Source organism: Kitasatospora sp. NPDC127035 (assembly GCF_042726075.1).
Taxonomy (GTDB): Bacteria; Actinomycetota; Actinomycetes; order Streptomycetales; family Streptomycetaceae; genus Kitasatospora.
Window position 1 is genome coordinate 88110 of record NZ_JBHXDN010000021.1, and the last position, 24934, is coordinate 113043.

General features: G+C 73.2%; 24 protein-coding genes and 1 pseudogene. 20 read left to right on the top strand and 5 right to left on the bottom strand.

The genetic code is table 11. From position 1 onward, the window contains the following. Window positions 1–29 precede the first annotated feature (29 nt). A complete protein-coding gene (locus tag ACFWIC_RS17300) occupies window positions 30–761 on the top strand; it encodes a hypothetical protein (protein WP_329882314.1) in 732 nt (243 codons plus the stop codon). 24 nt (window positions 762–785) lie between these two features. Continuing rightward, window positions 786–875 (top strand): annotated as a pseudogene (locus tag ACFWIC_RS17305). Window positions 876–1181: 306 nt separating this feature from the next. On the opposite strand, the gene ACFWIC_RS17310 reads toward ACFWIC_RS17305, so the two are convergent. After that, window positions 1182–2051: a 3-hydroxybutyryl-CoA dehydrogenase gene (locus tag ACFWIC_RS17310; RefSeq protein WP_329882313.1), complete on the bottom strand. Its 870-nt coding sequence runs from the start codon at window positions 2049–2051 to the stop codon at window positions 1182–1184. Window positions 2052–2539: 488 nt separating this feature from the next. On the opposite strand from ACFWIC_RS17310, the gene ACFWIC_RS17315 reads away from it, so the two are divergent. Beyond that, complete coding sequence (locus ACFWIC_RS17315) at window positions 2540–3358, top strand: SDR family oxidoreductase (RefSeq protein WP_329882312.1); 819 nt, start codon at window positions 2540–2542, stop codon at window positions 3356–3358. Window positions 3359–3449: 91 nt separating this feature from the next. Here ACFWIC_RS17315 and ACFWIC_RS17320 read toward each other — a convergent pair whose 3' ends face one another. Both ACFWIC_RS17320 and ACFWIC_RS17325 read right to left on the bottom strand, forming a co-directional pair. Continuing rightward, window positions 3450–4445, bottom strand: coding sequence for a 2-dehydropantoate 2-reductase N-terminal domain-containing protein (locus tag ACFWIC_RS17320; protein ID WP_329882311.1), 996 nt, complete (start codon window positions 4443–4445; stop codon window positions 3450–3452). A gap of 134 nt (window positions 4446–4579) precedes the next feature. Beyond that, window positions 4580–5050, bottom strand: a complete 471-nt coding sequence (locus ACFWIC_RS17325; RefSeq protein ID WP_380519239.1) for a polysaccharide deacetylase family protein — start codon at window positions 5048–5050, stop codon at window positions 4580–4582. Between the two features lie 774 nt (window positions 5051–5824). On the opposite strand from ACFWIC_RS17325, the gene ACFWIC_RS17330 reads away from it, so the two are divergent. Together ACFWIC_RS17330 and ACFWIC_RS17335 are read left to right on the top strand one after the other, a co-directional pair. After that, window positions 5825–6709 (top strand): SAM-dependent methyltransferase, encoded by an 885-nt coding sequence (locus ACFWIC_RS17330; RefSeq protein WP_329949804.1) that lies wholly within the window; start codon window positions 5825–5827, stop codon window positions 6707–6709. 223 nt (window positions 6710–6932) lie between these two features. Further along, window positions 6933–7442, top strand: a complete 510-nt coding sequence (locus ACFWIC_RS17335; protein ID WP_329882308.1) for an FBP domain-containing protein — start codon at window positions 6933–6935, stop codon at window positions 7440–7442. Window positions 7443–7502: 60 nt separating this feature from the next. Here the strand turns inward: ACFWIC_RS17335 and ACFWIC_RS17340 are convergent, their stop codons facing one another. Next, window positions 7503–7877, bottom strand: coding sequence for an RNA-binding S4 domain-containing protein (locus ACFWIC_RS17340; RefSeq protein ID WP_329949805.1), 375 nt, complete (start codon window positions 7875–7877; stop codon window positions 7503–7505). Between the two features lie 88 nt (window positions 7878–7965). Further along, window positions 7966–8370, bottom strand: coding sequence for a VOC family protein (locus ACFWIC_RS17345; protein ID WP_329949806.1), 405 nt, complete (start codon window positions 8368–8370; stop codon window positions 7966–7968). 218 nt (window positions 8371–8588) lie between these two features. Here ACFWIC_RS17345 and ACFWIC_RS17350 point away from each other — a divergent pair, with 218 nt between their 5' ends. The 15 genes from ACFWIC_RS17350 to cbiE all read left to right on the top strand — a co-directional run bounded on the left by ACFWIC_RS17350 (window position 8589) and on the right by cbiE (window position 24875). Next, a complete protein-coding gene (locus ACFWIC_RS17350; RefSeq protein WP_380519241.1) occupies window positions 8589–9791 on the top strand; it encodes a methyltransferase in 1203 nt (400 codons plus the stop codon). Between the two features lie 239 nt (window positions 9792–10030). After that, window positions 10031–11059: an N-acetyl-gamma-glutamyl-phosphate reductase gene (gene argC / locus ACFWIC_RS17355; protein WP_380358832.1), complete on the top strand. Its 1029-nt coding sequence runs from the start codon at window positions 10031–10033 to the stop codon at window positions 11057–11059. Continuing rightward, on the top strand, window positions 11056–12228 hold the full coding sequence (gene argJ / locus ACFWIC_RS17360; RefSeq protein WP_329949809.1) for a bifunctional glutamate N-acetyltransferase/amino-acid acetyltransferase ArgJ: 1173 nt from the start codon (window positions 11056–11058) through the stop codon (window positions 12226–12228). The genes argC and argJ overlap by 4 nt, the downstream gene beginning before the upstream one ends. A gap of 30 nt (window positions 12229–12258) precedes the next feature. Further along, entirely contained in the window at window positions 12259–13191 is a 933-nt protein-coding gene (argB, locus tag ACFWIC_RS17365; protein WP_329949810.1) for an acetylglutamate kinase, read from the top strand. Then, window positions 13188–14396: an acetylornithine transaminase gene (locus ACFWIC_RS17370; RefSeq protein ID WP_380519242.1), complete on the top strand. Its 1209-nt coding sequence runs from the start codon at window positions 13188–13190 to the stop codon at window positions 14394–14396. The genes argB and ACFWIC_RS17370 overlap by 4 nt, the downstream gene beginning before the upstream one ends. 17 nt (window positions 14397–14413) lie before the next feature. Beyond that, on the top strand, window positions 14414–14962 hold the full coding sequence (locus tag ACFWIC_RS17375) for an arginine repressor (protein WP_030395991.1): 549 nt from the start codon (window positions 14414–14416) through the stop codon (window positions 14960–14962). 266 nt (window positions 14963–15228) lie between these two features. Next, a complete protein-coding gene (locus ACFWIC_RS17380; RefSeq protein WP_329949812.1) occupies window positions 15229–16422 on the top strand; it encodes an argininosuccinate synthase in 1194 nt (397 codons plus the stop codon). 176 nt (window positions 16423–16598) lie between these two features. Further along, window positions 16599–18032: an argininosuccinate lyase gene (gene argH, locus ACFWIC_RS17385; RefSeq protein WP_329882298.1), complete on the top strand. Its 1434-nt coding sequence runs from the start codon at window positions 16599–16601 to the stop codon at window positions 18030–18032. Between the two features lie 113 nt (window positions 18033–18145). Continuing rightward, entirely contained in the window at window positions 18146–18403 is a 258-nt protein-coding gene (locus ACFWIC_RS17390; protein ID WP_329882297.1) for a hypothetical protein, read from the top strand. A 419-nt stretch (window positions 18404–18822) separates the two neighbouring features. After that, window positions 18823–19323 (top strand): GNAT family N-acetyltransferase, encoded by a 501-nt coding sequence (locus ACFWIC_RS17395; RefSeq protein WP_355405423.1) that lies wholly within the window; start codon window positions 18823–18825, stop codon window positions 19321–19323. A gap of 558 nt (window positions 19324–19881) precedes the next feature. Further along, window positions 19882–20907, top strand: a complete 1026-nt coding sequence (locus tag ACFWIC_RS17400) for a methionine ABC transporter ATP-binding protein (protein WP_380519244.1) — start codon at window positions 19882–19884, stop codon at window positions 20905–20907. Beyond that, window positions 20904–21650 carry a methionine ABC transporter permease gene (locus ACFWIC_RS17405; protein WP_329949815.1) on the top strand — a complete coding sequence of 249 codons (747 nt, stop codon included), beginning with the start codon at window positions 20904–20906 and terminating at the stop codon, window positions 21648–21650. Before ACFWIC_RS17400 ends, ACFWIC_RS17405 begins: the two co-directional genes overlap by 4 nt. Before the next feature lie 57 nt (window positions 21651–21707). Further along, window positions 21708–22535 carry a MetQ/NlpA family ABC transporter substrate-binding protein gene (locus ACFWIC_RS17410; protein WP_329882292.1) on the top strand — a complete coding sequence of 276 codons (828 nt, stop codon included), beginning with the start codon at window positions 21708–21710 and terminating at the stop codon, window positions 22533–22535. Window positions 22536–22745: 210 nt separating this feature from the next. After that, window positions 22746–23384 (top strand): GNAT family N-acetyltransferase, encoded by a 639-nt coding sequence (locus ACFWIC_RS17415; protein WP_329882291.1) that lies wholly within the window; start codon window positions 22746–22748, stop codon window positions 23382–23384. Between the two features lie 162 nt (window positions 23385–23546). Continuing rightward, window positions 23547–24875, top strand: a complete 1329-nt coding sequence (gene cbiE, locus ACFWIC_RS17420) for a precorrin-6y C5,15-methyltransferase (decarboxylating) subunit CbiE (RefSeq protein WP_329882290.1) — start codon at window positions 23547–23549, stop codon at window positions 24873–24875. Window positions 24876–24934: the final 59 nt, after the last annotated feature.

Consider the following 24934-nt stretch of genomic DNA (forward strand, 5'->3'; position numbering starts at 1 on the left):
CGAACGGGTGCGCTGATAGCGTCCGGGACGTGGCCAAGCTGAACCAGATCATCGCCGTCGAAAAGGGCGTCAAGTCCAAGTCCTTCCAGGAGCTGACGCAGTCCCACCAGGACCTGCAGAAGCCCGCGCTGCTGGCCGGAATCTCCCGGACGTACCAGCCCAAGGACGAGGAGGGCGAGCAACTGCCCCCCGAGTCCACCCGCGTCCAGGTGAAGGCCGAGGACGTCCTGCGGGCGACCGCCGCGACCCTGACCCGGCTGTTCGACGTCACCGCGACCAAGGACTGGGCCAACACCACCGCCCGCGCCGACGTCGTGGTCGACGGGCGGACGCTGGTCGCCGACGCCCCGGTCACCTACCTGCTCTTCCTGGAGAAGCAGCTCACCGACCTGCGGACCTTCGTCCGCAAGCTGCCGGTGCTGGACGCTTCCGAGGCCTGGAACCACGACGCCTCCACGGACTCCTGGAAGACCGAGTCGGTGCGCACCATTCGGACCAAGAAGGTCCCGCGCAACCACGTCAAGGCCGAGGCGACGGAGAAGCACCCGGCGCAGGTCGAGGTGTACTACGAGGACATCGCCATCGGCTACTGGACGACCGTGAAGTTCTCCGGCGCCCTCCCGGCCCGGCGGGTGAACGAACTCCTGGAGCGCGTCGAGAAGCTCCAGCAGGCGGTTCAGTTCGCCCGCGAGGAGGCCAACGGCGCCGAGGTCGCGGACCACCGGGTCGGTGATGCGGTGTTCGGCTACCTGTTCGGGTAGCCCCATGATCGCCCCCGTATGAGAGCGGGGGTGGCGCGAAGAGCGCAAGCTGACACTGATGGTGAAGCTGACATCAGGGGAACGGTGGAGGTTCGAGTCCTCCCCCCGGCACCACGCGCCGGGGTGGCCCAACTCGGCAGAGGCAACCCCTGTCAAACTCAGACTCTCGCTCAAGTCTCAGCATTCGCCGCCGAGCGCCGGATCGACCGGGTGTGTGCTGTAAGCGTCGGATGCGGGTTCGACTCCCGCCTGCGCCTCTTCCTGGCGCGGTAGCTTCAATGGCAAAGCGCGACGCTGTGAAAATGACCCACACCCTTAAACGTGCCGGTGCAGAGCAATTGGGTGGCACCTCAGGGGCCCGGGAGCTGGATACCGCTCCCGGGCCCCGTCACGTGCCCGTCACTGCCGCGTGCTCGCAGGTCAGGCGGTGGCGGTGTAGTCGTAGAAGCCGCGGCCGGACTTGCGGCCGAGCAGACCGGCGTCGACCATCCGGGAGAGCAGCGGGGGAGCGGCGTACAGCGGCTCCTTGTACTCGTCGTACATCGACTCGGCGATCAGGACGATGGTGTCCAGGCCGATCAGGTCGCACAGCCGCAGCGGGCCCATCGGGTGGGCGCAGCCGGCCTCCATGCCCTTGTCGATGTCGGAGGCGGTGGCCACGCCCGACTCGAACATCCGGACGGCGGAGAGCAGGTACGGCACCAGCAGGGCGTTGACGACGAAGCCGGCCCGGTCGCGGGCGCGGATCGGCTCCTTGCCGAGCACCTCGGTGGCGAAGGTCTCGACCCGTTCGGTGGTGGCCGCGGAGGTGGTCAGGGTGGGGATCACCTCGACCAGCTTCTGCACCGGCGCCGGGTTGAAGAAGTGCAGGCCGATCACCTGCTCCGGGCGGGAGGTGGCGGCGGCCAGCTTCACGATCGGGATCGACGAGGTGTTGGAGGCGAGGATCGCGTCACGGCGCTCCACCACCTGGTCGAGGGTCTGGAAGATCTTGACCTTGACGTCCTCGCGCTCGGCCACCGCCTCGACCACCAGGTCGCGGTCGGCGAAGTCCGCCAGGTCCACGGTGAAGGCGAGACGGCCCAGCGCCTCGTCCCGCTCCTCGGGGGTGAGCTTGCCCCGCTTGACGGCGGTGTCCAGCGAGTTGGTCAGACGGGTGCGGCCGAACTCCAGGGCCTCCCCGGTGGCCTCCGCGACCAGCACGCTCAGCCCCGCCCGGGCGAACACCTCAGCGATGCCCGACCCCATCAGGCCGCAGCCGATCACTCCGACACGCGCGATGTCACTCACTCAGTTGCCCTTCGGTGGTGCTGGGGGTCGCCCAGCGACAGGTGGTACCGCAAGCTGTTGTCCAGCGGGGCGGGTGCACGGTAGGTGTGCACCGGTGCACCGCCCCGACGACGTTACTACTCCCTACCGGCCAGTAGGTCATCCCCTCCCTCCGGGTCGAACCGGCCGTCCCGTGCCCCCGGGGCCTTCCGCGGGCCTCCTTCCGGCCCCTCCCGCCCGCCTCCCGACGTGACCCTCCGGCAAACTTCCGACCACGTTCCGGCGATCTCGTCACGACCTCCGGGCGACCTCCCGGCGACCTCCCGGCGACGCCCCCGCGATCCTCCGGCGTCCTCCCGGCGCTTCCTCCAGGCGTCCGCGCCCGCCCCGGTCCGGCGGCTGCGCCGGACGGGTGGGCGCGTTCGCGTCGCACGTGCGCCCCGGCTCCGCGCCGCCCCGCGCCGGACAGAATGCGGGACGGTCCGCACACAGGCGAAGGGAGTACGGGGATGCCGACGGGGTCGCTCACGGGACAGGTCGCCCTGATCACCGGCGCCGGCCGGGGAATCGGCCGGGAGCTCGCGATCGGCCTCGCAGCCGAGGGCATGGCCGTCGGGCTGGTGGGCCGGACCCACGAGACCCTCACCGAGACCCTCAAGGAGTGCGTCCGGCACGGTGCACGCGGAGTCGCCGTCACCGCCGACGTCACCAGACCAGGTTCGGTCCGGGAGGCCGTCCGCCTGGTCGAACGCGACCTCGGCCCGGTCGACCTGCTGATCAACAACGCCGGCCAGATCGACCGCGCCGAGGTGCCGCTCTGGGAGACCGACGCCAACCAGTGGTGGCAGGTCGTCGAGGTCAACCTGCGCGGACCCTACAACCTGCTGCGCTGCGTCCTGCCCGGCATGGTCCGCCGCGGCAGCGGGCGCGTGATCAACCTCAACTCCGGCTTCGCGCTGCGCCCCGACGGCCACTACACCGCGTACGCCACCTCCAAGGGCGCGTTGCTCCAGCTCTCCGACAACCTCGCCGACTCGCTCGCCGAGCACCACGTGGTCGTCCTCGACATCAGCCCCGGCGCGGTCGCCACCGACATGACGGCCGGGATGCCGATGTTCCGGTCCACCAAGGAGTGGGGCTCCATCCCGTACATGGTCGCCGTCACCGTGGACGCCGCCCGAGGCCGCTTCGACGGGCTGCACGGGCGGTTCATCCACGCCGGGCGGGACGACCTGGAGGTTCTGGTCAACCGGGCCGGGGAGATCCGGGAGGCGGACGCGCGCACGCTCCGGCTCCGCCCGTACGGGCCGGACGACCCGATGGGCTGACCGCCCGGTCCGCGGGACGGCGGGCGGGCGCGTCCGCGGAACCCCGGCCGGCCCGGACCCGGCCCGGCCCGGCCCCGGACCCGGCCCCGGCTCAGAGTGCGGTGAGTGCCGCCAGTTCCTCCGCGGTGAGCGAGCCCGGCGCCCGCCCGGTCCGGGCGAACGCCCCGGCCAGCCGCTGGAGCGCCTCGTTGAGCGGCGCCGCCACCCCGTGCAGCCGGGCCAGCAGCACGATCTCACCGTTCAGGTGGTCGGCCTCGATCGAGCCGGTGCCGCGCGCCAGGCTCTGCCAGGACGACGAGCCGGTGCGACCCTCGCCCGCCACCGGTGCGAGCCGCAGCGTCTCCCGGGCCTCGACGAACTGCTCGGCCAGGTCGTGGTGCGGGACGCCGGCGGCGGCCAGCACGGCGGCGCCCTCGGCCGTCACCCGGTCGCGGAGGGCGCCCAGCGGACCGTCCTCGATCCGGCCGGCCACCGCGTCCAGCGCGTTGGCCAGGTTGCCGAGCAGCTTGGTGTACTTCCAACGCATCACGTCCTCCTCCAGCGGCACGCTGAAGGAGGACCCGGCGAGGTCCGCGGCGATCGCCGCCGCCCGCCCGCCCGTCCCGGCCGGGTAGCCGCCGAGCCGCAGGATCCCGCTGACCGGCGTCCCCGCCGCGCTCACCCGGCCCGGCTCCAGGTGGGTGGACGGCATCCACACGTACACGCCGAGCACCTCACGGAAGAGCCGCAGCGCCAGCCGCTCGTTCTCCACCCCGTTCTGCGCGCAGACCAGCGGCAGCCGCTCGCCGGCGGTGCCGCCGCCGGCCACCGGGCGGGGAGCCCAGGCGGCCAGCAGCGCGGCGGTGTCCTGGGTCTTCACGGCGAGGACGAGCACGTCGTCCGGACGCAGCTCCAGCTCGGCGGGCCCGCCGACGGCCGGGATCCGCAGCGTCCGGGTGCCCTCCGGGGTGCCGAACCGGAGGCCGGTCTCCCGCAGCGCGGCCAGATGGGCGCCGCGCGCCACCAGGACCACCTCGTGCCCGCCCTCGTGCAGCCGGGCACCGATCGTGCCGCCCACCGCACCCGCCCCGATGATGATGTAGCGCATGCGGGAAGCATGGCACGCACGTGCGGGAGGCGGCCGGGCTCTTCCGCGGCACCGCCCGGCGGGCCCGCGCCCCACGGGCCGGGCGCCCCGCGCCGGGTGCCCTGCGCCGGGTGCCCTGCGGGGCGGTGTCGCGGCTACGCGAAGAGGCGGCTGGCGGTGACCGGGGTCAGGCCGGCCCCGGCGAGGCCGTCCAGGATCGCGGGGAGCGCGTCCACCGTGCACTGGTGACCCAGGTGCAGGGCCACCACCGAGCCGGCGCGCACCGAACCGAGCACCCGGCGCTGCAGCTCGGCCGCGCTCGGGTCGCTGTAGTCCCGGGGGTCCACGTCGAACGCCAGCACGTGTTCGTACCCGACGGCCTTCGCCTGCTCGCGCACCATCGCCGTGGCGTACTGGGCGGCCGACGGGCGGAACCAGCGGCCGATCGAGCCGGTCAGCCGCTGCAGCCGCTCCGCGCACTGGGCGATCTCGGCGCGCGCCCGGTCGGGGGTCATGGTGGAGATGTTCTGGTGGTTCTGGGTGTGGTTGCCCAGTTCGTGGCCGCCGTCCAGGATCCGCCGGGCCATCTGCGGCTGCTGGTCCAGCCAGCTTCCGACGGCCAGCACGGTGAGCCCGACGCCGCGCCGTTCGGCGGTCTCCAGCAGGGCGGTGGCTGGCGAGCCGCGGGTCGCCGCTGCCGTGGAAGGTCAGCGCGACATTGCGGCGGGTACGCGGCCCGTACGCCACCTCGACCGGGGTGCCGGGCGCCAGGGGCGGGAGCACCGGCGGTGCGGGCGGTGCGGACGGGGTGGTGGCGGCTCCCGGACCTGCCCCCGGACCTGCCCCCGGATCGGCTGCCGGGCCCGCCGCCGGTGCTTCTGCCGCCGGGACCGTCGGCGCGGGGGTGCCCGCCGCGCCGGAGGAGCCACCGGCCGCCGGCGAGGCGGGACCCTCCGCCTCCGCCCACGCCGGGTCGACGGTGCCCGCCGGGTCGATCGTGCCCGGGCGGACGGCCAGCGCCCCCGGATCGGCCCGGCGGGCGACGCTGTCGCCGCAGGCGCCGACGAGCCCGCCGACGGCGGTCAGAGCGGCCAGCTTGGCGGTGGTGCGCAGGACGCTGCGCCGATCGACAGTCATCGGCAGCCAGCATAGAGAGGGCGGCACCCCGCGGCGACCGGTGGGAAGAGCCCGAGGGCTCGGCCGCCGACGCGCACGGGGGCCATCGTTCGAATGCTGCGGAAACCTGAACTCCCGCTGTTTCGGGGGTCCGTCGTCGGTTACGATCGCCGCGCACCGGGGCGGAGGGGGCACGGCACACCGGGCCCGCCGACCGCAGCCGGTACGGGGGACGCCGCCGGCACCGGCCGGAGGTGAACGCGGTGAACGACAGGGGGCGGCAGATGACCGAGGACACGACGACGGCGAGCACGGGGATCGGAACCGACTGGGAGTGGGCGCGCGCCGACGACTGGCAGCCCCCGACCGAGCTCGACACCGGCGTCCCGCACACCGCCCGGATGTACGACTACTACCTCGGCGGCAAGGACAACTTCGAGGCCGACCGGAAGGCCGCCGAGGCCGCCATCGCCGCCTACCCGGCGCTGCCGCTGCTGGCTCGCACCAACCGTGAATTCCTCGGCCGCGCGGTCGAGTTCGCCGCCGGCCGGGGCATCCGGCAGTTCCTCGACATCGGTACCGGCATCCCGACCGTCGGCTCCACCAACGAGATCGCCCAGCGGGTCGCCCCGGACGCCCGGGTCGTCTACGTCGACAACGACCCGATCGTGGCCACCCACGCCCGCGCCCTGCTGGCCGGCCACCCGGCGGGCCACACCTCCGTCATCGAGGGCGACCTGCGCGAGCCCGAGGCGATCCTCGACCACCCCGGCCTGCGCGCCGCCATCGACCTCGGCGAGCCGGTCGCCCTGATGCTCGTCGCCGTCCTGCACTTCATCCGGGACGAGGACGGCGCCGAACGGATCGTCCGCACCCTGCGCGACGTGCTCGCCCCCGGCAGCGCGCTGATCCTCTCCCACGGCAGCCCCGACTTCGCCTCCCGGGAGAGCGCCGCCGAGGGCACCCGGATCTACCGCAGCGCGAGCGCGCCCCTGGTGCTGCGCCCGCGCGCCGCCGTCGAGCCGTTCTTCGGCGACTTCGAGTTCGTCGGCCCCGGCCTGGTCCAACTTCCGCTCTGGCGGCCGGAGTCCGGCCACATCCGGACCACCGACCTGCCGGAGGGCTGGCAGGACGTCTCCGCCTACGCCGGCGTCGCCTTCAAGCGCTGAGCCGTCGGCCGCCCCTGACGCACCGTCGGATCAGGGGGCGGCGTGCGGGTGGGCCGGGGGGCGGTGCTGTTCGGCGCCGCCACCCGAGACCCCGGCGAGGCCGCCCACCGCGAGGAACGCCCCCGGCCCGCTGCACGGGCGGGCCCGATCGCCGCAGGTCCGGTGCCCGGGCGGACGGAAAACCGCGCGACGGCGCCGGGCGTCCGGTGTTAGCTTGCGACGTATGCGACCCCTGAACGAGACCGACATCCGCGCGTCCTTCGTCAACTGCTCCAAGGGCGAGGCCCGTCGGCTCAACCTGCCCCGAGGCATGGCCGAACTCCCCTGGGAGAACCTGGACTTCCTCGGCTGGCGGGACCAGGGCGCCCCCGACCGCGGCTACCTGGTGGCGGAGCACGGCGGCGAGCTGGTCGGTGTCACGCTGCGGGTGCCGTCGTTCCGGCGCAGCCTGACCAAGACCAACGTCTGTTCGCTCTGCGTCACGGCGCACGCGGGTTCCGGCGTCGCGCTGCTCACCGCCCGGCGCGCCGGTGCGGCGGGGCGGGAGGGGAACACGGTCGGCACGTACATCTGCGCGGACCTGGCCTGCTCGCTCTACCTGCGCGGCCTGAAGAAGTCCGCGCTGGTGACCCGGCCCGACGAGTCGCTCCCGCTGGAGGACCAGATCGCCCGCACGCTGGCGAACCTGGACACCTTCCTCACCCAGGTCCGGACGGACACCCTGGCTTCCTGACCGCCGTCCGGCCGGGTCGGCCGCGGCGGGGTCGGCGGGCCGGGGACCCGGCCCGCCGTGCTACTGGCCGCGCAGCTGGTTCATGTCCCGGCGGTCCCGCTTGGTGGGCCGCCCGGCGCCCCGGTCGCGCAGGCCGGGCACGGCCAGCAGCTCGCGCGGCGGCCTCGGGGGACTGTTGTCCACCAGGCACTCCGCCGCGACCTCGGCGCCGACCCGCTTGCGGATCAGCTTCCGCACCACGACGACCCGCTCGTAGCCCTCCTGGCGCACCCGCACCTCGTCGCCGGGCTTCAGCGACTGGGCCGGCTTGGCCCGCTCGCCGTTGACCCGGACGTGCCCGGCCTTGCAGGCGTCGGCCGCCGCCGACCGCGTCTTCGCGAGCCGCACCGACCAGATCCAGCTGTCCACCCGGACGCTTCCCTCGACATCGACCATCCTCCGAGCCTACCGAGACCGCCCGGGCGGCCCCTACCTCAGCCGGACGGACCCCGCCACCGGACGGGACCGGACGGTACCGAAGGCGCTACCGGCGGTCGGGTGCCTCCTGGACGGCCCAGCCGTTGCCGTCCGGGTCGCTGAAGAAGACGAACGAGTTCCACTCCCCGCCGCGCCCGTCCACCCGGGTCCCGTCCTCGAAGTGCTGCACCGGGCTGACCTCCACGCCCCGCGCGACCAGCTCGGCGTGCGCCCGGTCGATGTCCGGCACCACCAGTTGGAGACCCTTCAGCGAGCCGGGCGGCGCCTCCGTCATCCCGGCGCCCACCACGATCGAGCAGCCGGATCCGGGGGGTGTCAGCTGGACGACCCGCACGCCGTCCCGGATCCGGGTGTCGTGGTCGACGGTGAAACCGGCCTGTTCCTCGTAGAAGACCTTGGCCCGGTCCACGTCCGACACCGGGACCACCACCACTTCGAGCTTCCAGTCCATGGCCTCGCCCCTTCCTTCGGGCCCCTCCAGTATCGGCCGAGGCCCCGATGCGCGCCCGGCGCCCGGCCCCGGGCGGTGAAACGCGCCGATCAGCCCCCCGTCGGCCCGGTTTACCCGCCCAGCCCGTACGACCCCGCTACGCGCCCCCGCACCCGTGATCCCGGGCCCGCCGTCGCCGCCCACCGGGCCCGCCCGCCGGTCGGCTAGCCTGGGCCACGATGAACCGCCTCTCGACGCCCGCCGCCGCGACCCCCTTCGCCACTCCCTGGGGCAGCCTCGACCTCACCCGCTACCCGGAGGACCCGCGCGAGCTGCTGCGCGCCTGGGACGCCGCCGACGAGTACCTGCTGCGGCACCTGGCCGGTGAGGCCGACTCCGCCCAGGGCGGGGCCACCGACCTCACGGGCCGGGCTGTCACCGTCCTCGGCGACCGCTGGGGCGCCCTGGCCACCGCGCTCGCGCGGTTCGCTCCCGCCCAGATCAGCGACTCGCACCTCGCCCAGCGGGCCACCCGCGCCAACCTCGCGCGGGCCGGCGCCGACCCGGCCGCCGTCCGGCTGCTCACCACCCGGGACGCCCCGCCCGCGCGGATCGACGTCCTGCTGGTGCGCGTCCCCAAGAGCCTCGCGCTGCTGGAGGACCAGCTGCACCGGCTCGCCCCGGCCGTCCACCCGGACACCGTGGTGATCGGCACCGGCATGGTCACCGAGATCCACACCTCCACCCTCCAGCTCTTCGAGCGCATCCTCGGGCCGACCCGGACCTCGCTCGCCGTCCGCAAGGCCCGGCTGATCTTCTGCACGCCTGACCGGACGCTCGACCCCGGCCCCAACCCCTGGCCGCACCGCTACGCGCTGCCCGCCGACATCGGTCCTGCCGCCGGCCGCACCGTGGTCAACCACGCCGGCACCTTCTGCGCGGACCGCCTCGACATCGGTACCCGGTTCCTGCTCGCCCACCTGCCGACCGCGGCGCCGGGTTACCGGGTCGTCGACCTCGGCTGCGGGAACGGGGTCGTCGGCACCGCCGCCGCCCTGGCCTCGCCCGGCGCCGAGCTGGTCTTCGTCGACGAGTCCCACCAGGCGGTGGCCTCGGCGGAGGAGACCTTCCGCGCCAACCTCGGCCCGGACGCCCCCGCCGAGTTCCTGACCGCCGACGCGATGACGGCCGAGGCGGTGCCCCCCGGGTCGGTGGACCTCGTCCTCAACAATCCGCCGTTCCACTCGCACCAGGCCACCACCGACGCGACCGCGTGGCGGATGTTCACCAGTGCCCGTCGCGCCCTGCGGCCGGGCGGTGAGCTCTGGGTGGTCGGCAACCGGCACCTCGGCTACCACGAGAAGCTCCGCCGTCTCTTCGGCAACTGTCAACTCGTCGCCGGCAACCCGAAGTTCGTCGTCCTGCGGGCCGTCCGCCGGTGAACCGCCGGGGGCCGGGCCAGCGGGGTGCGGTCGGGCCGGTCCCGCGCGGGCCGTTCTCCCCCTGAGTAAGGGTAGCCTAAGCTAATCGCCGACGACGGGCGGACGATCGCCCGCGCGGTCGGAGCGCCCTGTCCTCGGACGTGGGGGTGGGGCGTGCCCGTTGCGGCGCCCCTCGCCCCACTCCTTGCATGAATGTTCCGTACTGCGTATATTCATGCCACGACGAAGGAGGGAATGCCATGGCATTGCGAGTCGCCGTCGCCGGCGCGAGCGGATACGCGGGCGGTGAGGTGCTGCGTCTGCTGCTCGGCCACCCGGAGGTGGAGATCGGGGCGCTGACCGGCGGTTCGAACGCCGGCACCAGACTGGGCCTGCTGCAGCCGCACCTGCTGCCGCTCGCCGACCGGATCCTGGAGCCCACCACCACCGAGGTGCTGGCCGACCACGACGTGGTGTTCCTGGCGCTGCCGCACGGACAGTCCGCCGCCGTCGCCGAGGAACTCGGCGGGAACGTGCTGGTCGTCGACTGCGGGGCCGACTTCCGGCTCAAGGCCGCCGCCGACTGGGAGCAGTTCTACGGCTCCGCGCACGCCGGCACCTGGCCGTACGGGCTGCCCGAGCTCCCCGGCCACCGTGCCGCGCTCAAGGGCAGCAACCGCATCGCCGTCCCCGGCTGCTACCCGACCGCCGTCTCGCTCGCCCTCTTCCCCGCGTACGCGGCCGGACTCGCCGAGCCCGAGGCCGTCATCGTCGCCGCCTCGGGCACCTCCGGCGCCGGCAAGGCGGCCAAGACCCACCTGCTCGGCAGCGAGGTCATGGGCAACGTCAGCGCGTACGGCGTCGGCGGCGTCCACCGGCACACCCCGGAGATGTCCCAGAACCTCACCCCGCTCGCGGGCGAGCCGGTCGCGGTCTCCTTCACCCCCACGCTCGTCCCGATGCCGCGCGGCATCCTCGCCACCTGCTCCGCCAAGGCGAAGCCCGGCGTGACGGCCGAGAGCCTGCGCGCCGCCTACACCGGGGCGTTCGCCGACGAGCCCTTCGTCCGCCTGCTGCCCGAGGGGCAGTGGCCGCAGACCAGCAGCGTCTACGGCTCGAACGCCGCCCTCGTCCAGATCGCCCTGGACGAGGCCACCGGGCGGATCATCGCGATCAGCGCGATCGACAACCTGGTCAAGGGCACCGCCGGTGGCGCGGTGCAGAGCATGAACATCGCCCTGGGCCTGCCCGAGGAGCTGGGCCTTCCCGTGAACGGAGTCGCACCGTGACCGACCACCAGAACCTCGGAGTGACGGCCGCCAGGGGCTTCCGCGCCGCCGGTGTCACCGCCGGCATCAAGGCCTCCGGCACCCCGGACCTCGCCCTGGTCGTCAACGACGGGCCCTCGCTCGCCGCCGCCGGCGTCTTCACCGCCAACCGGGTCAAGGCCGCCCCCGTGCTCTGGTCCGAGCAGGTCCTCAAGGGCGGCTCGGTCTCCGCCGTCGTCCTCAACTCCGGTGGCGCCAACGCCTGCACCGGCCCGCTCGGCTTCCAGGACACCCACGCCACCGCCGAGAAGGTGGCCGAGGAGCTCAAGCTCAACGCCGGTGAGGTCGCCGTCGCGTCCACCGGCCTGATCGGCGTCCGCCTCCCGATGGACCTGCTGCTCCCCGGCGTCGCCACCGCCGCCGCCGAGCTGAGCGCCACCGGCGGCGAGGCCGCCGCGATCGCCATCAAGACCACCGACACCGTCCACAAGACGGCCCAGGTCACCAGCCCCGCCGGCTGGACGGTCGGCGGCATGGCCAAGGGCGCCGGCATGCTGGCCCCCTCCCTGGCCACCATGCTCGTCGTCCTCACCACCGACGCCGACCTGGACGCCGCCGCCCTGGACGCCGCACTGCGCGGCGCCACCCGCACCACCTTCGACCGGATCGACTCCGACGGCTGCATGTCCACCAACGACACCGTGCTGCTGCTCGCCTCCGGCGCCTCCGGCACCACCCCGGACACCGCCGAGTTCGACGAGGCGGTCCGCACCGTCTGCGCCGACCTCGCCCGCCAGCTCATCGGCGACGCCGAGGGCGCGAGCAAGGACATCCGGATCGACGTCACCGGCGCCGCCACCGAGGACGAGGCCGTCGAGGTGGCCCGGACCATCGGCCGCAACAACCTCCTCAAGTGCGCCATCCACGGCCAGGACCCCAACTGGGGCCGCGTCCTGGCCGCGATCGGCACCACCGCCGCCACCTTCGACCCCGACCGGCTCGACGTCGCCATCAACGGCGTCTGGGTCTGCCGCGACGGCAGCGTGGGAGAGGACCGCGATCTCGTCGACATGACCGGCCGCGAGGTGGTCGTCACCGCCGACCTCAACGCCGGCGAGGCCACCGCCACCCTGTGGACCAACGACCTCACCGCCGACTACGTGCACGAGAACAGCGCCTACTCCTCCTGAGACCTGCTACCTGAGCCGGGGACAGAAAACGTGCAGATCGCACCCAAGGGCGAACAGGCCCGCAACAACACCGCGTTGCCCAAGGCCCTGACGCTCATCGAGGCGCTGCCGTGGCTGGAGCGGTTCCACGGCAAGACCGTCGTCATCAAGTTCGGCGGCAACGCCATGGTGGACGACGAGCTCAAGGCGGCCTTCGCCCAGGACGTCGTCTTCCTCCGCTACGCCGGCCTCCACCCGGTCGTGGTGCACGGCGGCGGCCCGCAGATCAGCGCCCAGCTCGACCGGCTCGGCCTGGAGTCCTCCTTCACCAACGGACTCCGGGTCACCACCCCCGAGACCATGGACGTGGTCCGGATGGTGCTCGCCGGCCAGGTCCAGCGCGAACTGGTCGGGCTGCTCAACGGCCACGGCCCGTTCGCGGTCGGCATGACCGGCGAGGACGCCCACACCATGACGGCCGTCAAGCGGTACGCGGTCGTCGACGGCGAGCAGGTCGACATCGGCCTGGTCGGCGACATCGTCAACATCGAGGCGGGCGCGGTGAAGGCGCTCATCGCCGACGGCCGCATCCCCGTGATCTCCTCGATCGCCCGGGGCGTCGACGGCCACGTCTACAACATCAACGCCGACACCGCCGCCTCCGCCCTCGCGGTCGCGCTCGGCGCGGAGATGCTCGTCGTCCTCACCGACGTCGAGGGTCTCTACAAGGACTGGCCGAACTCCGACGACGTGATCAGCCAGCTCAGCGCGGGCGAGCTGGAGGAGCTGCTGCCCGGCCTGGCCAGCGGGATGCTCCCGAAGATGGAGGGCTGCCTGCGCGCCGTCCGCTCCGGCGTCGGCACCGCCCGCGTGCTGGACGGCCGGGTGGCGCACAGCCTGCTGCTGGAGATCTTCACCGACGAGGGCATCGGCACGATGGTCGTGCCGGACGACGAAACGACCGTGACCGGGGGACTGGCATGACTTCCAACGAGCAGCTCACCGAGCGGTGGCAGCACGCTTTCACCGACAACTACGGCACGCCCCGGATCCCGCTGGTCCGCGGCGAGGGCAGCAAGCTGTGGGACGCGGACGGCAAGGAGTACACCGACCTGCTCGGCGGCATCGCCGTCAACGTGCTCGGCACCGCCCACCCGGCGATCGTCGCGGCCGTCGGCCGGCAGATCGCCACCCTCGGCCACATCTCCAACCTCTTCATGGCCGAGCCGACCATCAGCCTCGCCGAGCGGCTGCTCGCGCTCGACGGCCGCGAGGGCCGGGTCTTCTTCTGCAACTCCGGAGCCGAGGCCAACGAGGCCGCCTTCAAGATCGGCCGCCGGACGGGCCGCACCCGTGTCGTCGCCCTGGAGGGCGGCTTCCACGGACGCACCATGGGCGCCCTCGCGCTCACCGGCCAGCCCGCCAAGCAGGAGCCGTTCCGCCCGCTGCCCGGCGACGTCACCCACGTCCCGTTCGGCGACGTCGAAGCGCTGCGGGCGGCCGTCACCACCGAGACCGCCGCCGTCTTCCTGGAGCCGATCCAGGGCGAGAACGGCGCCGTCCCGCTGCCCGACGGCTACCTCGCCGCGGCCCGGGAGATCACCCGCGCCACCGGCACCCTGCTCGTCCTGGACGAGATCCAGACCGGCATCGGCCGGACCGGCCACTGGTACGCCCACCAGGCGTTCGATGGGGTCGAGCCGGACGTCGTCACGCTCGCCAAGGGGCTCGGCGGCGGCCTGCCGGTCGGCGCGGTGCTCGCCTTCGGCGAGGCCGCCGACCTGCTGACCCCCGGTCAGCACGGCACCACCTTCGGCGGCAACCCGGTGGTGGCGGCCGCGGCCCTCGCCGTCCTGGACACCATCGAGTCCGAGGGCCTGCTGGAGCACGTCCGCAAGATCGGCGACCGGCTGCGGCACGGCGTCGAGGCGATCGGCGACCCGCTGGTCTCGCACGTGCGCGGCGCCGGCCTGCTGCTCGGCATCGTCCTCACCGAACCGGTCGCGGGCGCGATCCAGGCCGGGCTCCAGGAGGCCGGCTTCCTCGTCAACGCCGCCGTCCCGGACGCGATCCGGCTCGCCCCGCCGCTGGTGCTCACGGAGGAGGAGGCGGACGCCTTCCTCGCCGCCCTGCCGGACGTCCTCCGGGCGGTCCGCGAGGGCGCCCCGGGCGATGCGAACCGAGCGTAGTCCGGGAGAATAATCACATGACCGTTCCCCACTCCGGCCAACCCGCCGCCGGCCCGACGCCGCAGGTCCCCCAGACCCGCACCGCGCGCCACCGGCGGATCGTGGACCTGCTCACCCGCCAGCCCGTGCGCTCGCAGAGCCAGCTCGCCAAGCTGCTCGCCGACGACGGACTGGTGGTCACCCAGGCCACCCTCTCCCGGGACCTGGACGAGCTGGGTGCGGTGAAGATCCGCAACCGGGACGGCGCGCTCATCTACGCCGTCCCGGCCGAGGGCGGCGACCGCACCCCCCGCGCACCGATGGGGGAGTCCGCCACCGAGGGCCGGATGGCCCGGCTGGCCGGCGAGCTCATGGTCTCCGCCACCGCCTCCGGCAACCTCGTCGTGCTGCGCACCCCGCCGGGTGCCGCCCAGTTCCTCGCCTCGGCGATCGACCAGGCGGAGGTCTTCGAGATCATCGGCACCATCGCCGGCGACGACACCGTCCTGCTGATCAGCCGGGACCCGGCGGGCGGCCAGGCCCTCGCCGACCACCTGATGCAGCTCGCCCAGGCGAAGGCCCAGTAGCGGCATCCCCTTCTGTGGGCCCGGTTTCCCCGGGCCCACAGTCGTATCCGCGGCCCCGTCCACGGCCCGACCGGCCCGACCGGACCGACCGGCCCGCCCTCGGCCCGCCCGAAGTTCGCCCGCAGCACGCCCGAAGTCCCGTCCGTCACCCCGCCGGCAGCCCCGTTCGTGGAAGCTCCCGGTCGGCGTTTTGAGTTTCATACGGAGTAGTGCATACTTATGCCTATCGCCGTAAGCCTGTTCGCACTGTTGTGAAGGAGAAAGCCGTGACCGAGCGCGTCGTACTCGCCTACTCGGGCGGTCTGGACACGTCCGTCTGCATCGGCTGGATCGCCGAGGAGACGGGTGCCGAGGTCATCGCCGTCGCCGTCGACGTCGGCCAGGGCGGCGAGGACCTGGACGTCATCCGCCAGCGGGCGCTGGACTGCGGTGCCGTCGAGGCCGAGGTCGCGGACGCCCGCGACGAGTTCGCCGACGAGTACTGCCTCCCGGCCATCAAGGCCAACGCCCTCTACCAGGGCGAGTACCCGCTCGTCTCCGCCCTGTCCCGGCCGGTCATCGTCAAGCACCTGGTCGCCGCCGCGCAGAAGCACGGTGCCACCACCGTCGCCCACGGCTGCACCGGCAAGGGCAACGACCAGGTCCGCTTCGAGGTCGGCATCCAGTCGCTGGCCCCCCAGCTGAAGTGCATCGCCCCGGTCCGCGACTACGCGATGACCCGGGACAAGGCGATCGCCTTCGCCGAGGCCAAGGGCCTGCCGATCGCCACCACCAAGAAGTCCCCGTACTCGATCGACCAGAACGTCTTCGGGCGGGCCGTCGAGACCGGCTTCCTGGAGGACATCTGGAACGCCCCGATCGAGGACGTCTACGAGTACACCCAGAACCCGGCCACCCCGCGCGAGGCCGACGAGGTGGTCATCACCTTCGACGCCGGCGTCCCGGTCGCCGTGGACGGCCGCAAGGTGACCGTCCTCCAGGCCATCGAGGAGCTCAACAAGCGGGCCGGCGCCCAGGGCATCGGCCGGCTCGACATGGTCGAGGACCGGCTCGTCGGCATCAAGTCGCGGGAGATCTACGAGGCCCCCGGCGCGATCGCGCTGATCACCGCCCACCAGGCGCTGGAGAACGTCACGGTCGAGCGCGAGCTGGCCCGCTACAAGCGGCAGGTCGAGCAGCGCTGGGCCGAGCTGGTCTACGACGGCCTCTGGTTCTCCCCGCTCAAGCGCGCCCTGGACGGCTTCGTCAACGAGGCCAACCAGCACGTCTCCGGCGAGATCCGGCTGGTGCTGCACGGCGGCCGGGCCGTCGTCAACGGCCGGAAGTCCGACCAGTCGCTGTACGACTTCAACCTCGCCACCTACGACACCGGCGACACCTTCGACCAGTCGATGTCCAAGGGCTTCATCGAGATCTTCGGGCTGTCCTCGAAGATCGCCGCCCGCCGCGACCTCGGCTGAGTCCCCGGCCCGACAACCGGCCCGACCTCCGGCCCGACCTCCGTCCGAACCCCCGGACGGGCCCGGGCCGAACCGCCCCGACCGGGGCCCGAACCACCTCTCCCGGTCCCGGCCGCGCCCACCCCCGCGGCCGGGACCACCCCTCCCGAACCCTCTCGCGCAAAGGAGCCCGTGCGATGTCCGCCGACCAGACCACCTCCGGTGGCGACGTCCGCCTCTGGGGCGCCCGCTTCGCCGACGGCCCGTCCGAGGCACTGGCGAGGCTCTCCGCCTCGGTGCACTTCGACTGGCGCCTCGCGCCGTACGACATCGCCGGCTCCAAGGCCCACGCCCGCGTCCTGCACAAGGCCGGCCTGCTCTCCGACGAGGAACTCGCCGGCATGCTGGACGGGCTCGCCCGGCTGCTCACCGACGTCGAGGCCGGCACCTTCACCGGCACCGTCGCCGACGAGGACGTCCACACCGCCCTGGAGCGCGGTCTGCTGGAGCGGCTCGGCCCCGACCTGGGCGGCAAGCTGCGGGCCGGGCGCTCGCGCAACGACCAGATCGCCACCCTCTTCCGGATGTACCTGCGGGACCACGCGAAGATCATCGGCGGGTTGGTCCTCGACCTCCAGCACGCCCTGGTCGGCCTGGCCGAGGCCCACCCGGACACCGCCATGCCGGGCCGCACCCACCTCCAGCACGCCCAGCCCGTCCTCTTCGCCCACCACGTCCTCGCGCACGTGCAGGCCCTCGGCCGGGACGCCGAGCGGCTGCGCCAGTGGGACACCCGCACCGCCGTCTCCCCGTACGGCTCCGGCGCGCTGGCCGGCTCCTCGCTCGGCCTCGACCCGGAGGCCGTCGCCGCCGACCTCGGCTTCGAGCGGGGCTCGGTCGGCAACTCCATCGACGGCACGGCCTCGCGGGACTTCGTCGCCGAGTTCGCCTTCGTCACCGCGATGATCGGGATCAACCTCTCCCGGATCGCGGAGGAGGTGATCATCTGGAACACCAAGGAGTTCGGCTTCATCACGCTGCACGACGCCTTCTCCACCGGTTCGTCGATCATGCCGCAGAAGAAGAACCCGGACATCGCCGAGCTCGCCCGGGGCAAGTCCGGCCGGCTGATCGGCAACCTCACCGGTCTGCTCGCCACCCTCAAGGCGCTGCCGCTGGCCTACAACCGGGACCTCCAGGAGGACAAGGAGCCGGTCTTCGACTCCTGCGACACGCTGGAGGTGCTGCTGCCCGCCTTCACCGGCATGATGGCCACCCTCACCGTGCACCGGGAGCGGCTGGAGGAGCTGGCCCCGGCCGGGTTCTCGCTCGCCACCGACATCGCCGAGTGGCTGGTCAAGCAGGGCGTGCCGTTCCGGGTCGCGCACGAGGTGGCGGGTGCCTGCGTCAAGGTGTGCGAGGCCGACGGCATCGAACTCGCCGACCTGACGGACGAGCAGTTCGCCGCGATCTCCCCGCACCTGACGCCCGAGGTCCGCTCGGTGCTCAGCGTGCACGGCGCGATCGCCTCGCGCAACGGCCGGGGCGGCACCGCCCCCGACGCCGTGGCGGTCCAGCTCGCCGAGCTCAAGGCGGACCTCGCGGTCCAGCAGGAGTGGGTCAAGGGCTGACGCCCGGTCACCGAACCGGGGGAGGGGCGCGACGGTCCGACCGTCGCGCCCCTTTCGCGTGGACGCGACCGGGCGGGCGTAACCGGCCGGGCCCGTACCCGGTCATCCACGGTATGTGCACCAACCTCCCGTTCGTCCCCTCCGCCGAGGACGAGGTCCTCGCCGAGCTGCGGCGCCGCCTCGTCCGGGAGGCAGTGGCCGCCCTGCCCGGCCGCTGCCCGCAGCTGATGGCCGCCCTCGTCGAGGACCCGCCGCCGACCTACCGCGAACTCTCCGAACGCCTCGGGATGCCGCGCGGGTCCATCGGGCCCACCCGCTCCCGCTGCCTCGCCTGCCTCCGGGCCCGCCTCCACGCCGAGCGCTACGCCTGAACCGACGCGGGGCGCGGTCCCGCCCCGCGCCCTCCGGCCCCGGTCATCCGCCGCGTCGTCGCGCCCCCGTCCGGCCCCCCGTCCGGCCCCCCGTCCGACCCCCGTCCGGCTCCGGAACCGGGCCCTCGACCGGCCCCGTCGGGCGTGACCCTCGCCACGTCCGGCGGCCGAAAGGTTGAGGGCAGCTGACGCGCGGGTAAGGCGCTGGCGAACGTAGCTCTTGACGGTGGCGCGGTCGCTCGGATACTGACCGTGAGCACGCCATCGGCGGCACGGCCCTCACCAGGGCCGCGCGGCTGGTACGTTCGTGCGCCACCCCCGGTCCGGGAAGACCCCCGGCCGGGACATCTCCGGCAGGGCATCCGGTGCGACACCCTCACGTTCGCGCGCCGGGCACAACGATGGGGAGGCCCCCGCACATGGGCATGACCGTGATCATCTCGACCGCCGAGGCGGAGGACGCGGAGCAGATCCTCAAGCTCCAGTACCTCGGCTACCAGACCGAGGCCGAACTCTACGGCGACTGGGCCATCGAGCCCCTGACACAGTCGTTGGAGAGTCTGCGCGCCGAACTGACCGAACAGCACTTCCTCGTCGCCCGCCTCGGCGGCGAGATCGTCGGCACCGTACGCGGCCGGGTCGGCCCCGACGGCGTCGGCCGGATAGGGCGCCTGGTCGTCCACCCCCGGATGCAGCGGCACGGCCTCGGCGGCCGACTGCTGGAGGCACTGGAACACCGCCTCGCGGAGGACGGCGCGGTGAGCTCCTACCGGCTGTTCACCGGCCACCGCAGCCTGGGCAACCTGCGTCTCTACGCCCGCCAGGGGTACCGGCAGACCACCGTGGAGCAGATCAGCGGCCGGCTGAGCCTGGTCCACCTGGAGAAGCCCGCCGAGGTCGAGCTTGCCGCCACGGCCTGACCCTCCGCCGTACCCTCCCGATCCGGCGCCGCCATCATTCGGACCTCCGAAGGCGGCGCCGGTCGGCATTGATGCAGGTCAGGGCCATGAGCGTCCGTATTGCGGACAGCTGGTCCGAATAGTTGGGACCACATCGACCCATCTGATTTACTGGCTCACATGACTGCGACGACGAAATGGACCCCCACCGGCACCCTGCCGGCAGGTGAGCGTGCCATGTGCCGTCGAATGTGTCACCGCTGAGGGCCACCGTTCCCTCCCCCTCGCCGCCGGCCGGGGGACCACATCTCGCGCCCCGAAGCGAGACCCGGCCGCTCCCGTCCGAGTGAGCGAGCCGAGCCTGCCGTCACCACCCCCTTCACCCCGCCTGCCCGTCCACGGGCGGGTGGCCGTCACCGTTGACACGTAAGGGCCACGCCGTCGCGCGGCCCGGCCGTCGACCGGCGACGATCAAGGGGTGGCAGGTCCGGACCCCCCTGGCGCAACGCCGTCCTCGTCGCCGACCGCAACCCGGTCCGGCGGTTGCACGCCGCCCGCCCCCGACCCACGGAAGCAGCTGTGATCACCACCACGGACCTCACCAAGGTCTACCGCTCAAGCGGCCGCGAGGTGACCGCCCTCGCCGGCGTCGACCTCCACGTCCGCCCCGGCGAGGTCTACGGCGTCGTCGGCACCAGCGGTGCCGGCAAGTCGACCCTCATCCGCTGCGTCAACATGCTGGAGCGCCCCAGCTCCGGGACCGTCACCGTGGACGGCGTCGAGCTCACCGCGCTGTCCGGCGGCGAGAACCGGGCCGGCAGGGAACTGCGCGAGGCCCGCCGCCGCATCGGCATGGTCTTCCAGCACTTCAACCTGCTCTCCTCGCGGACCGTCCAGCAGAACGTCGAGCTCCCCCTGGAGATCATGGGCCTGGACGGGGCCGAGCGCCGCCGCAAGGCCGCCGAGCTGCTCGACCTGGTCGGCCTCGGGGACAAGGCCCGCAGCTACCCCGGCCAGCTCTCCGGCGGTCAGAAGCAGCGGGTCGGCATCGCCCGCGCCCTCGCCGGCGACCCGAAGGTGCTGCTCTCCGACGAGGCCACCTCCGCACTCGACCCGGAGACCACCCGGTCGATCCTCAAGCTGCTGCGCGACCTCAACCAGCAGCTCGGCCTCACCGTCCTGCTGATCACCCACGAGATGGACGTCATCAAGTCCGTCTGCGACTCCGCCGCCCTGATGCGCGGCGGCAGGGTGGTCGAGTCCGGCGAGCTCACCGACCTGCTCGCCAAGCCCGGCTCGGAGCTCGCCCGCGAGCTCTTCCCGCTCAGCGAGTTCGGCACCGGCCACCCCGGCAGCACCGTCCTGGAGATCACCTTCCAGGGCGACAGCTCCGCCCGGCCGTTCGTCTCCCAGCTCGCCCGCACCTACCAGATCGACATCAACATCCTCGGCGCCGCCGTCGAGACCATCGCCGGCCGGATGGTCGGCCGGATGCGGGTCGAGCTGCCCGGCTCCCGCGCGGACAACGTGGTGCCGATCGGCTTCCTGCGCGACCAGGGCCTACAGGTGGACGTGCTGGAGACGGCGAACGGAGCGGCGGCATGACCTGGGACCAGATGCAGGAACTGATGTGGCCCGCCACCTGGGAGACCCTCCAGATGGTCGGCGTCGCCACCGCCGGCACCGTACTGCTCGGCCTTCCGCTGGGCGTGCTGCTGGTCCTCACCGACAAGGGCGGCCTGCTGCAGAACCAGCCGGTCAACAAGGTGCTCGGCGCCGCGGTGAACATCGCCCGCTCGGTGCCGTTCATCATCCTGATGATCGCGCTGATCTCCTTCACCCGCTGGTTGGTCGGCACCTCCATCGGGTGGGAGGCCGCCACCGTGCCGCTCACCATCGGCGCGATCCCCTTCTTCGCGCGGCTGGTCGAGACCTCCGTCCGCGAGGTCGACCGCGGCCTGGTCGAGGCCGTCCAGGCCATGGGCGGCTCCACCTGGACCATCGTCCGCAAGACGCTGATCCCCGAGGCGCTGCCCGCCCTCGTGGCCTCCGTCACCACCACGATCATCACGCTGATCAGCTACTCCGCCATGGCCGGCGTGGTCGGCGGCGGCGGCCTCGGCACCCTCGCCATCAACTACGGCTACTTCCGCTTCGAGACCGCCTTCATGTGGATCATCGTCGCGGAACTGGTGATCATCGTGACCGTCGTCCAGCTGATCGGCGACCGGGCCGTCCGTGCCCTCGCCAACCGCGGACGCACCGGCGGCCGGACCCGCCTGCTCGGCCCGCGCGGCCGCACCCCCGCGGCCCCGGCCACCCCCGACGAGGACGTCGTCGCCCACTGACCTTCCGATGTCCGAACCCGGACCCGGCTCCCCGTATCACGCAGAAAGGCACTTTTCGTGCGCAACGCCCTGAAGTTCACCAGCGTCCTCGCCACCGCCGGCATCGCCCTCTCGCTCGCCGCCTGCGGCAGCAACGGCGACTCGGCGTCCTCCGACCCGAACGCCGCGCTCACCGTCGTCGCCAGCCCCACCCCGCACGGTCAGATCCTCAAGTACGTCAAGGACAACCTGGCGGAGAAGGCCGGCCTCAAGCTCACCATCAAGGAGGTCACCGACTACGTGACCCCCAACACCGCGGTGCAGGACGGCTCGGCCGACGCCAACTACTTCCAGCACGTGCCGTACCTGGAGGACTTCAACAAGAAGCACAACACCCAGATCGTCTCGGTCGAGACGGTCCACCTGGAGCCCCTGGGTGTGTACTCCAAGAAGGTCAAGACCATCGGCGACCTCAAGGACGGCGCCACCGTCGGCCTGCCGAACGACGCCACCAACGAGGGCCGCGCGCTCAAGCTGCTCGCCGACAACAACCTGATCACCCTCAAGGCCGGTGTCGGCACCGCCGCCACCCCCGCCGACGTCACCGCCAACCCGAAGAACCTCAAGTGGAAGGAGCTGGAGGCCGCCCAGCTGCCCCGCTCCATCGACGACCTCGACGCCGCCGTGATCAACGGCAACTACGCGCTGGACGCCGGCCTCAAGCCGGCCACCGACTCGCTGCTCCTGGAGAAGGCCGAGGGCAACCCCTACGCCAACATCCTGGCCGTCAAGCAGGGCAAGGAGAACGACCCGCGGGTCAAGAAGCTCGCCGAGCTGCTCCACTCGGCCGAGGTCAAGAAGTACATCGACGACACCTTCAAGGGTTCCGTCATCCCGGCGTTCTGACACCGGCGCGCCGAACCGCGCTCCGACCCGTCCCGCCGGACCCGCACCGGGCCCCCGCCGCACCTCGGCGGGGGCCCGGTCGGGCAGTATGCACCAGTGACGGTCCGACAGACCCGGAACTGACGTACCGTCGTGCGGTCCGTGCACCGCGTGAGACCCGGGCACCGGCGAGGCGTACGGTGTGTCCACGACCCGGCGAGGAGAGACGGCATGGCAGCGAGCTTCCCCGAGACCGCCATCAGCACCGAACGGCTGCTGCTGCGCCCGCTTGCGGAGGACGACGCCGCCGGCCTCGCCACGATGATGGCCGACGAACTCGTCCTGGCCTGGACCGACCTCCCGCACCCCTTCACCGAGTCCTACGCCGCCGAACTGGCCCGCAGTCTCGCCCCCGCCCACCGGGCCGCCGGCCGGGGCATCGTCTTCGCCGTCACCGAGCACCTCACCCAGCGGCTGGTCGGCCTGGTCGAACTGCGCGCCACCGACTGGCGGCTGCGCTCCACCGAGATCGCCTTCGTCACCGCCGCCTGGGCGCGCGGCGAGGGCTACGCGCCGGAGGCCGTCCTCGGCGTCGCCCAGTGGCTCTTCGAGGACCGCGGCTTCCTCCGCCTGGAGATGCGCACCGCCGCCGGCAACACCGCCGCCCAGCAGGTCGCGCAGAAGATCGGCGGCATCAGCGAAGGCGTCCTGCGCAGCGCGTGGATAGTGCGGGGTGAGGCCGGCGAGGTGGTGGAGGAGAGCCGCAGCGACCTCATCCTGTGGAGCCTGCTGCCGGAGGACATGGAGACCCCCGACACCGTCCAGGCCGGGGCCTGGCCCGGCGACCGCCACTACGTCCTGCGCGACTGACCCCCCGGGGCCGCCCGGTGCCCGGCCGCCCCGCCGCCCGTACGTGACGGACATGTGTGCGGGATGTCGCCGACGGGGGGATCTCACCCGGTAGCCTCTCCACCGGCGCCGTACGCGGGCGCAGCATGTCGGCGCACGGATGGCGAGGGGGAACAGCCGCAGATGGCTGACCGGATCACGGTCATCGGGTGGGACGGCACCCCGCTGACCGAGGCCGCCGCAGCGGCCCTCGCCGCAGCGACCCTGGTGGCCGGCGCCCCGTACCAGCTCAGGACCCTCCCGGTGCCGCCCGCCGCCGAGCGCATCATCCTCGGCAGCATCCGGCCGGCCGCCCGCCGGATCGCGGAGCACCGCGGCGCGGCCGTCGTCATCGCCGAGGGGGACCCGGGCTTCTTCGGTGTGGTGCGCACCCTGCGCCGCCCCGAGTACGGCCTCGAACTGGAGGTCCTGCCCGCCGTCTCCTCCGTCGCGGCCGCCTTCGCCCGGGCCGGCATGCCCTGGGAGGACGCCCAGGTGGTCAGCGCCCACGGCGGCCGGCTGCGCCGTGCCGCCAACGTCTGCCGGGCCAACCCGAAGGTCGCCGTGCTCACGGCTCCCGGCGCCGGGCCCGCCGAACTCGCCCTCATGCTCCGTGGCGTGCACCGCACCTTCGTGGTCTGCGAGGCGCTCGGCACGCCCGACGAGGACGTCACCGTGCTCACCTCCGACCGTGTCGCCGACCACGTCTGGCGCGACCCGAGCGTGGTGCTGGTGATCGGCGGCAGCAGCGGCGGCGGCCCCGGTGGGGGACCGCAGGCCGGCACGGCCTCCGAGGCGGCCGGCTGGATCGCCGGCCGTCCGGTCGGGTACCCCGGCGTGGAACGGGGCTGGGCGCTCCCGTCCGACGCCTACACGGGCGCCGGGCGCGCGGGGGGCGAGCCCGGCGCGTCCGAAACGCTCCCCTCGCACGTGCGCGCCCTGGTGCTGGCCCGCCTGGGGGCCCGCCCTGGCGACCTGGTCTGGTCGGTGGGGGCAGGCAGCGGCGAGCTCGCCGTGGAGGCGGCCCGGTTCGGTGCCGCCGTCGTCGCCGTCGAGTCCGACCGCGCGGCCTGCGCCCGGCTGGCCGTCAACGCCCGCCGCTACGGGGTCGAGGTGGAGATCGTGCAGGGCCGCGGCCCCGAGGTGCTGGGCGGACTCCCGGAGCCCGATGCGGCGGTGGTCGAGTCGGGCGGTGCCGACGTGGTGCGCGCCGTCCTGTCCCGCCGCCCCGAGCGGGTCGTGGCGGTGGCCCGCACCCTCGGCGAGGCGGAGGAGGTCCGCCGGGCGATCGCCGGAGCGGGCTATCGCGCGGACGGCGCACTCCTCCAGTCCGCGCCGCTGCTCGCGCCCGCCGCGGCCCCTGTCGCCGCGTCGGCTTCCGCACCCGCCGCCGCGGCGGACACCGGCTCCGGACTCCGCCTCGGTGTGGGCGATCCGGGCACCTTCCTGCTCTGGGGTGAGCAGATCGTGTGAAGGCGCGGTCGCCGAAGGGTGGTGATCCCGGTGGCGGATCGCCACCGCGGCGGTCCGAC

Coding starts and splice junctions, on each gene's coding strand:
- ACFWIC_RS17315 (WP_329882312.1), top strand. CDS start 2,540: ATGCCGACGGGGTCGCTCACGGGACAGGTCGCCCTGATCACCGGCGCC.
- ACFWIC_RS17320 (WP_329882311.1), bottom strand. CDS start 4,445: ATGCGCTACATCATCATCGGGGCGGGTGCGGTGGGCGGCACGATCGGT.
- ACFWIC_RS17330 (WP_329949804.1), top strand. CDS start 5,825: ATGACCGAGGACACGACGACGGCGAGCACGGGGATCGGAACCGACTGG.
- ACFWIC_RS17335 (WP_329882308.1), top strand. CDS start 6,933: ATGCGACCCCTGAACGAGACCGACATCCGCGCGTCCTTCGTCAACTGC.
- ACFWIC_RS17340 (WP_329949805.1), bottom strand. CDS start 7,877: ATGGTCGATGTCGAGGGAAGCGTCCGGGTGGACAGCTGGATCTGGTCG.
- ACFWIC_RS17345 (WP_329949806.1), bottom strand. CDS start 8,370: ATGGACTGGAAGCTCGAAGTGGTGGTGGTCCCGGTGTCGGACGTGGAC.
- ACFWIC_RS17350 (WP_380519241.1), top strand. CDS start 8,589: ATGAACCGCCTCTCGACGCCCGCCGCCGCGACCCCCTTCGCCACTCCC.
- argC (WP_380358832.1), top strand. CDS start 10,031: ATGGCATTGCGAGTCGCCGTCGCCGGCGCGAGCGGATACGCGGGCGGT.
- ACFWIC_RS17370 (WP_380519242.1), top strand. CDS start 13,188: ATGACTTCCAACGAGCAGCTCACCGAGCGGTGGCAGCACGCTTTCACC.
- ACFWIC_RS17375 (WP_030395991.1), top strand. CDS start 14,414: ATGACCGTTCCCCACTCCGGCCAACCCGCCGCCGGCCCGACGCCGCAG.
- argH (WP_329882298.1), top strand. CDS start 16,599: ATGTCCGCCGACCAGACCACCTCCGGTGGCGACGTCCGCCTCTGGGGC.
- ACFWIC_RS17390 (WP_329882297.1), top strand. CDS start 18,146: ATGTGCACCAACCTCCCGTTCGTCCCCTCCGCCGAGGACGAGGTCCTC.
- ACFWIC_RS17395 (WP_355405423.1), top strand. CDS start 18,823: ATGGGCATGACCGTGATCATCTCGACCGCCGAGGCGGAGGACGCGGAG.
- ACFWIC_RS17405 (WP_329949815.1), top strand. CDS start 20,904: ATGACCTGGGACCAGATGCAGGAACTGATGTGGCCCGCCACCTGGGAG.
- ACFWIC_RS17415 (WP_329882291.1), top strand. CDS start 22,746: ATGGCAGCGAGCTTCCCCGAGACCGCCATCAGCACCGAACGGCTGCTG.
- cbiE (WP_329882290.1), top strand. CDS start 23,547: ATGGCTGACCGGATCACGGTCATCGGGTGGGACGGCACCCCGCTGACC.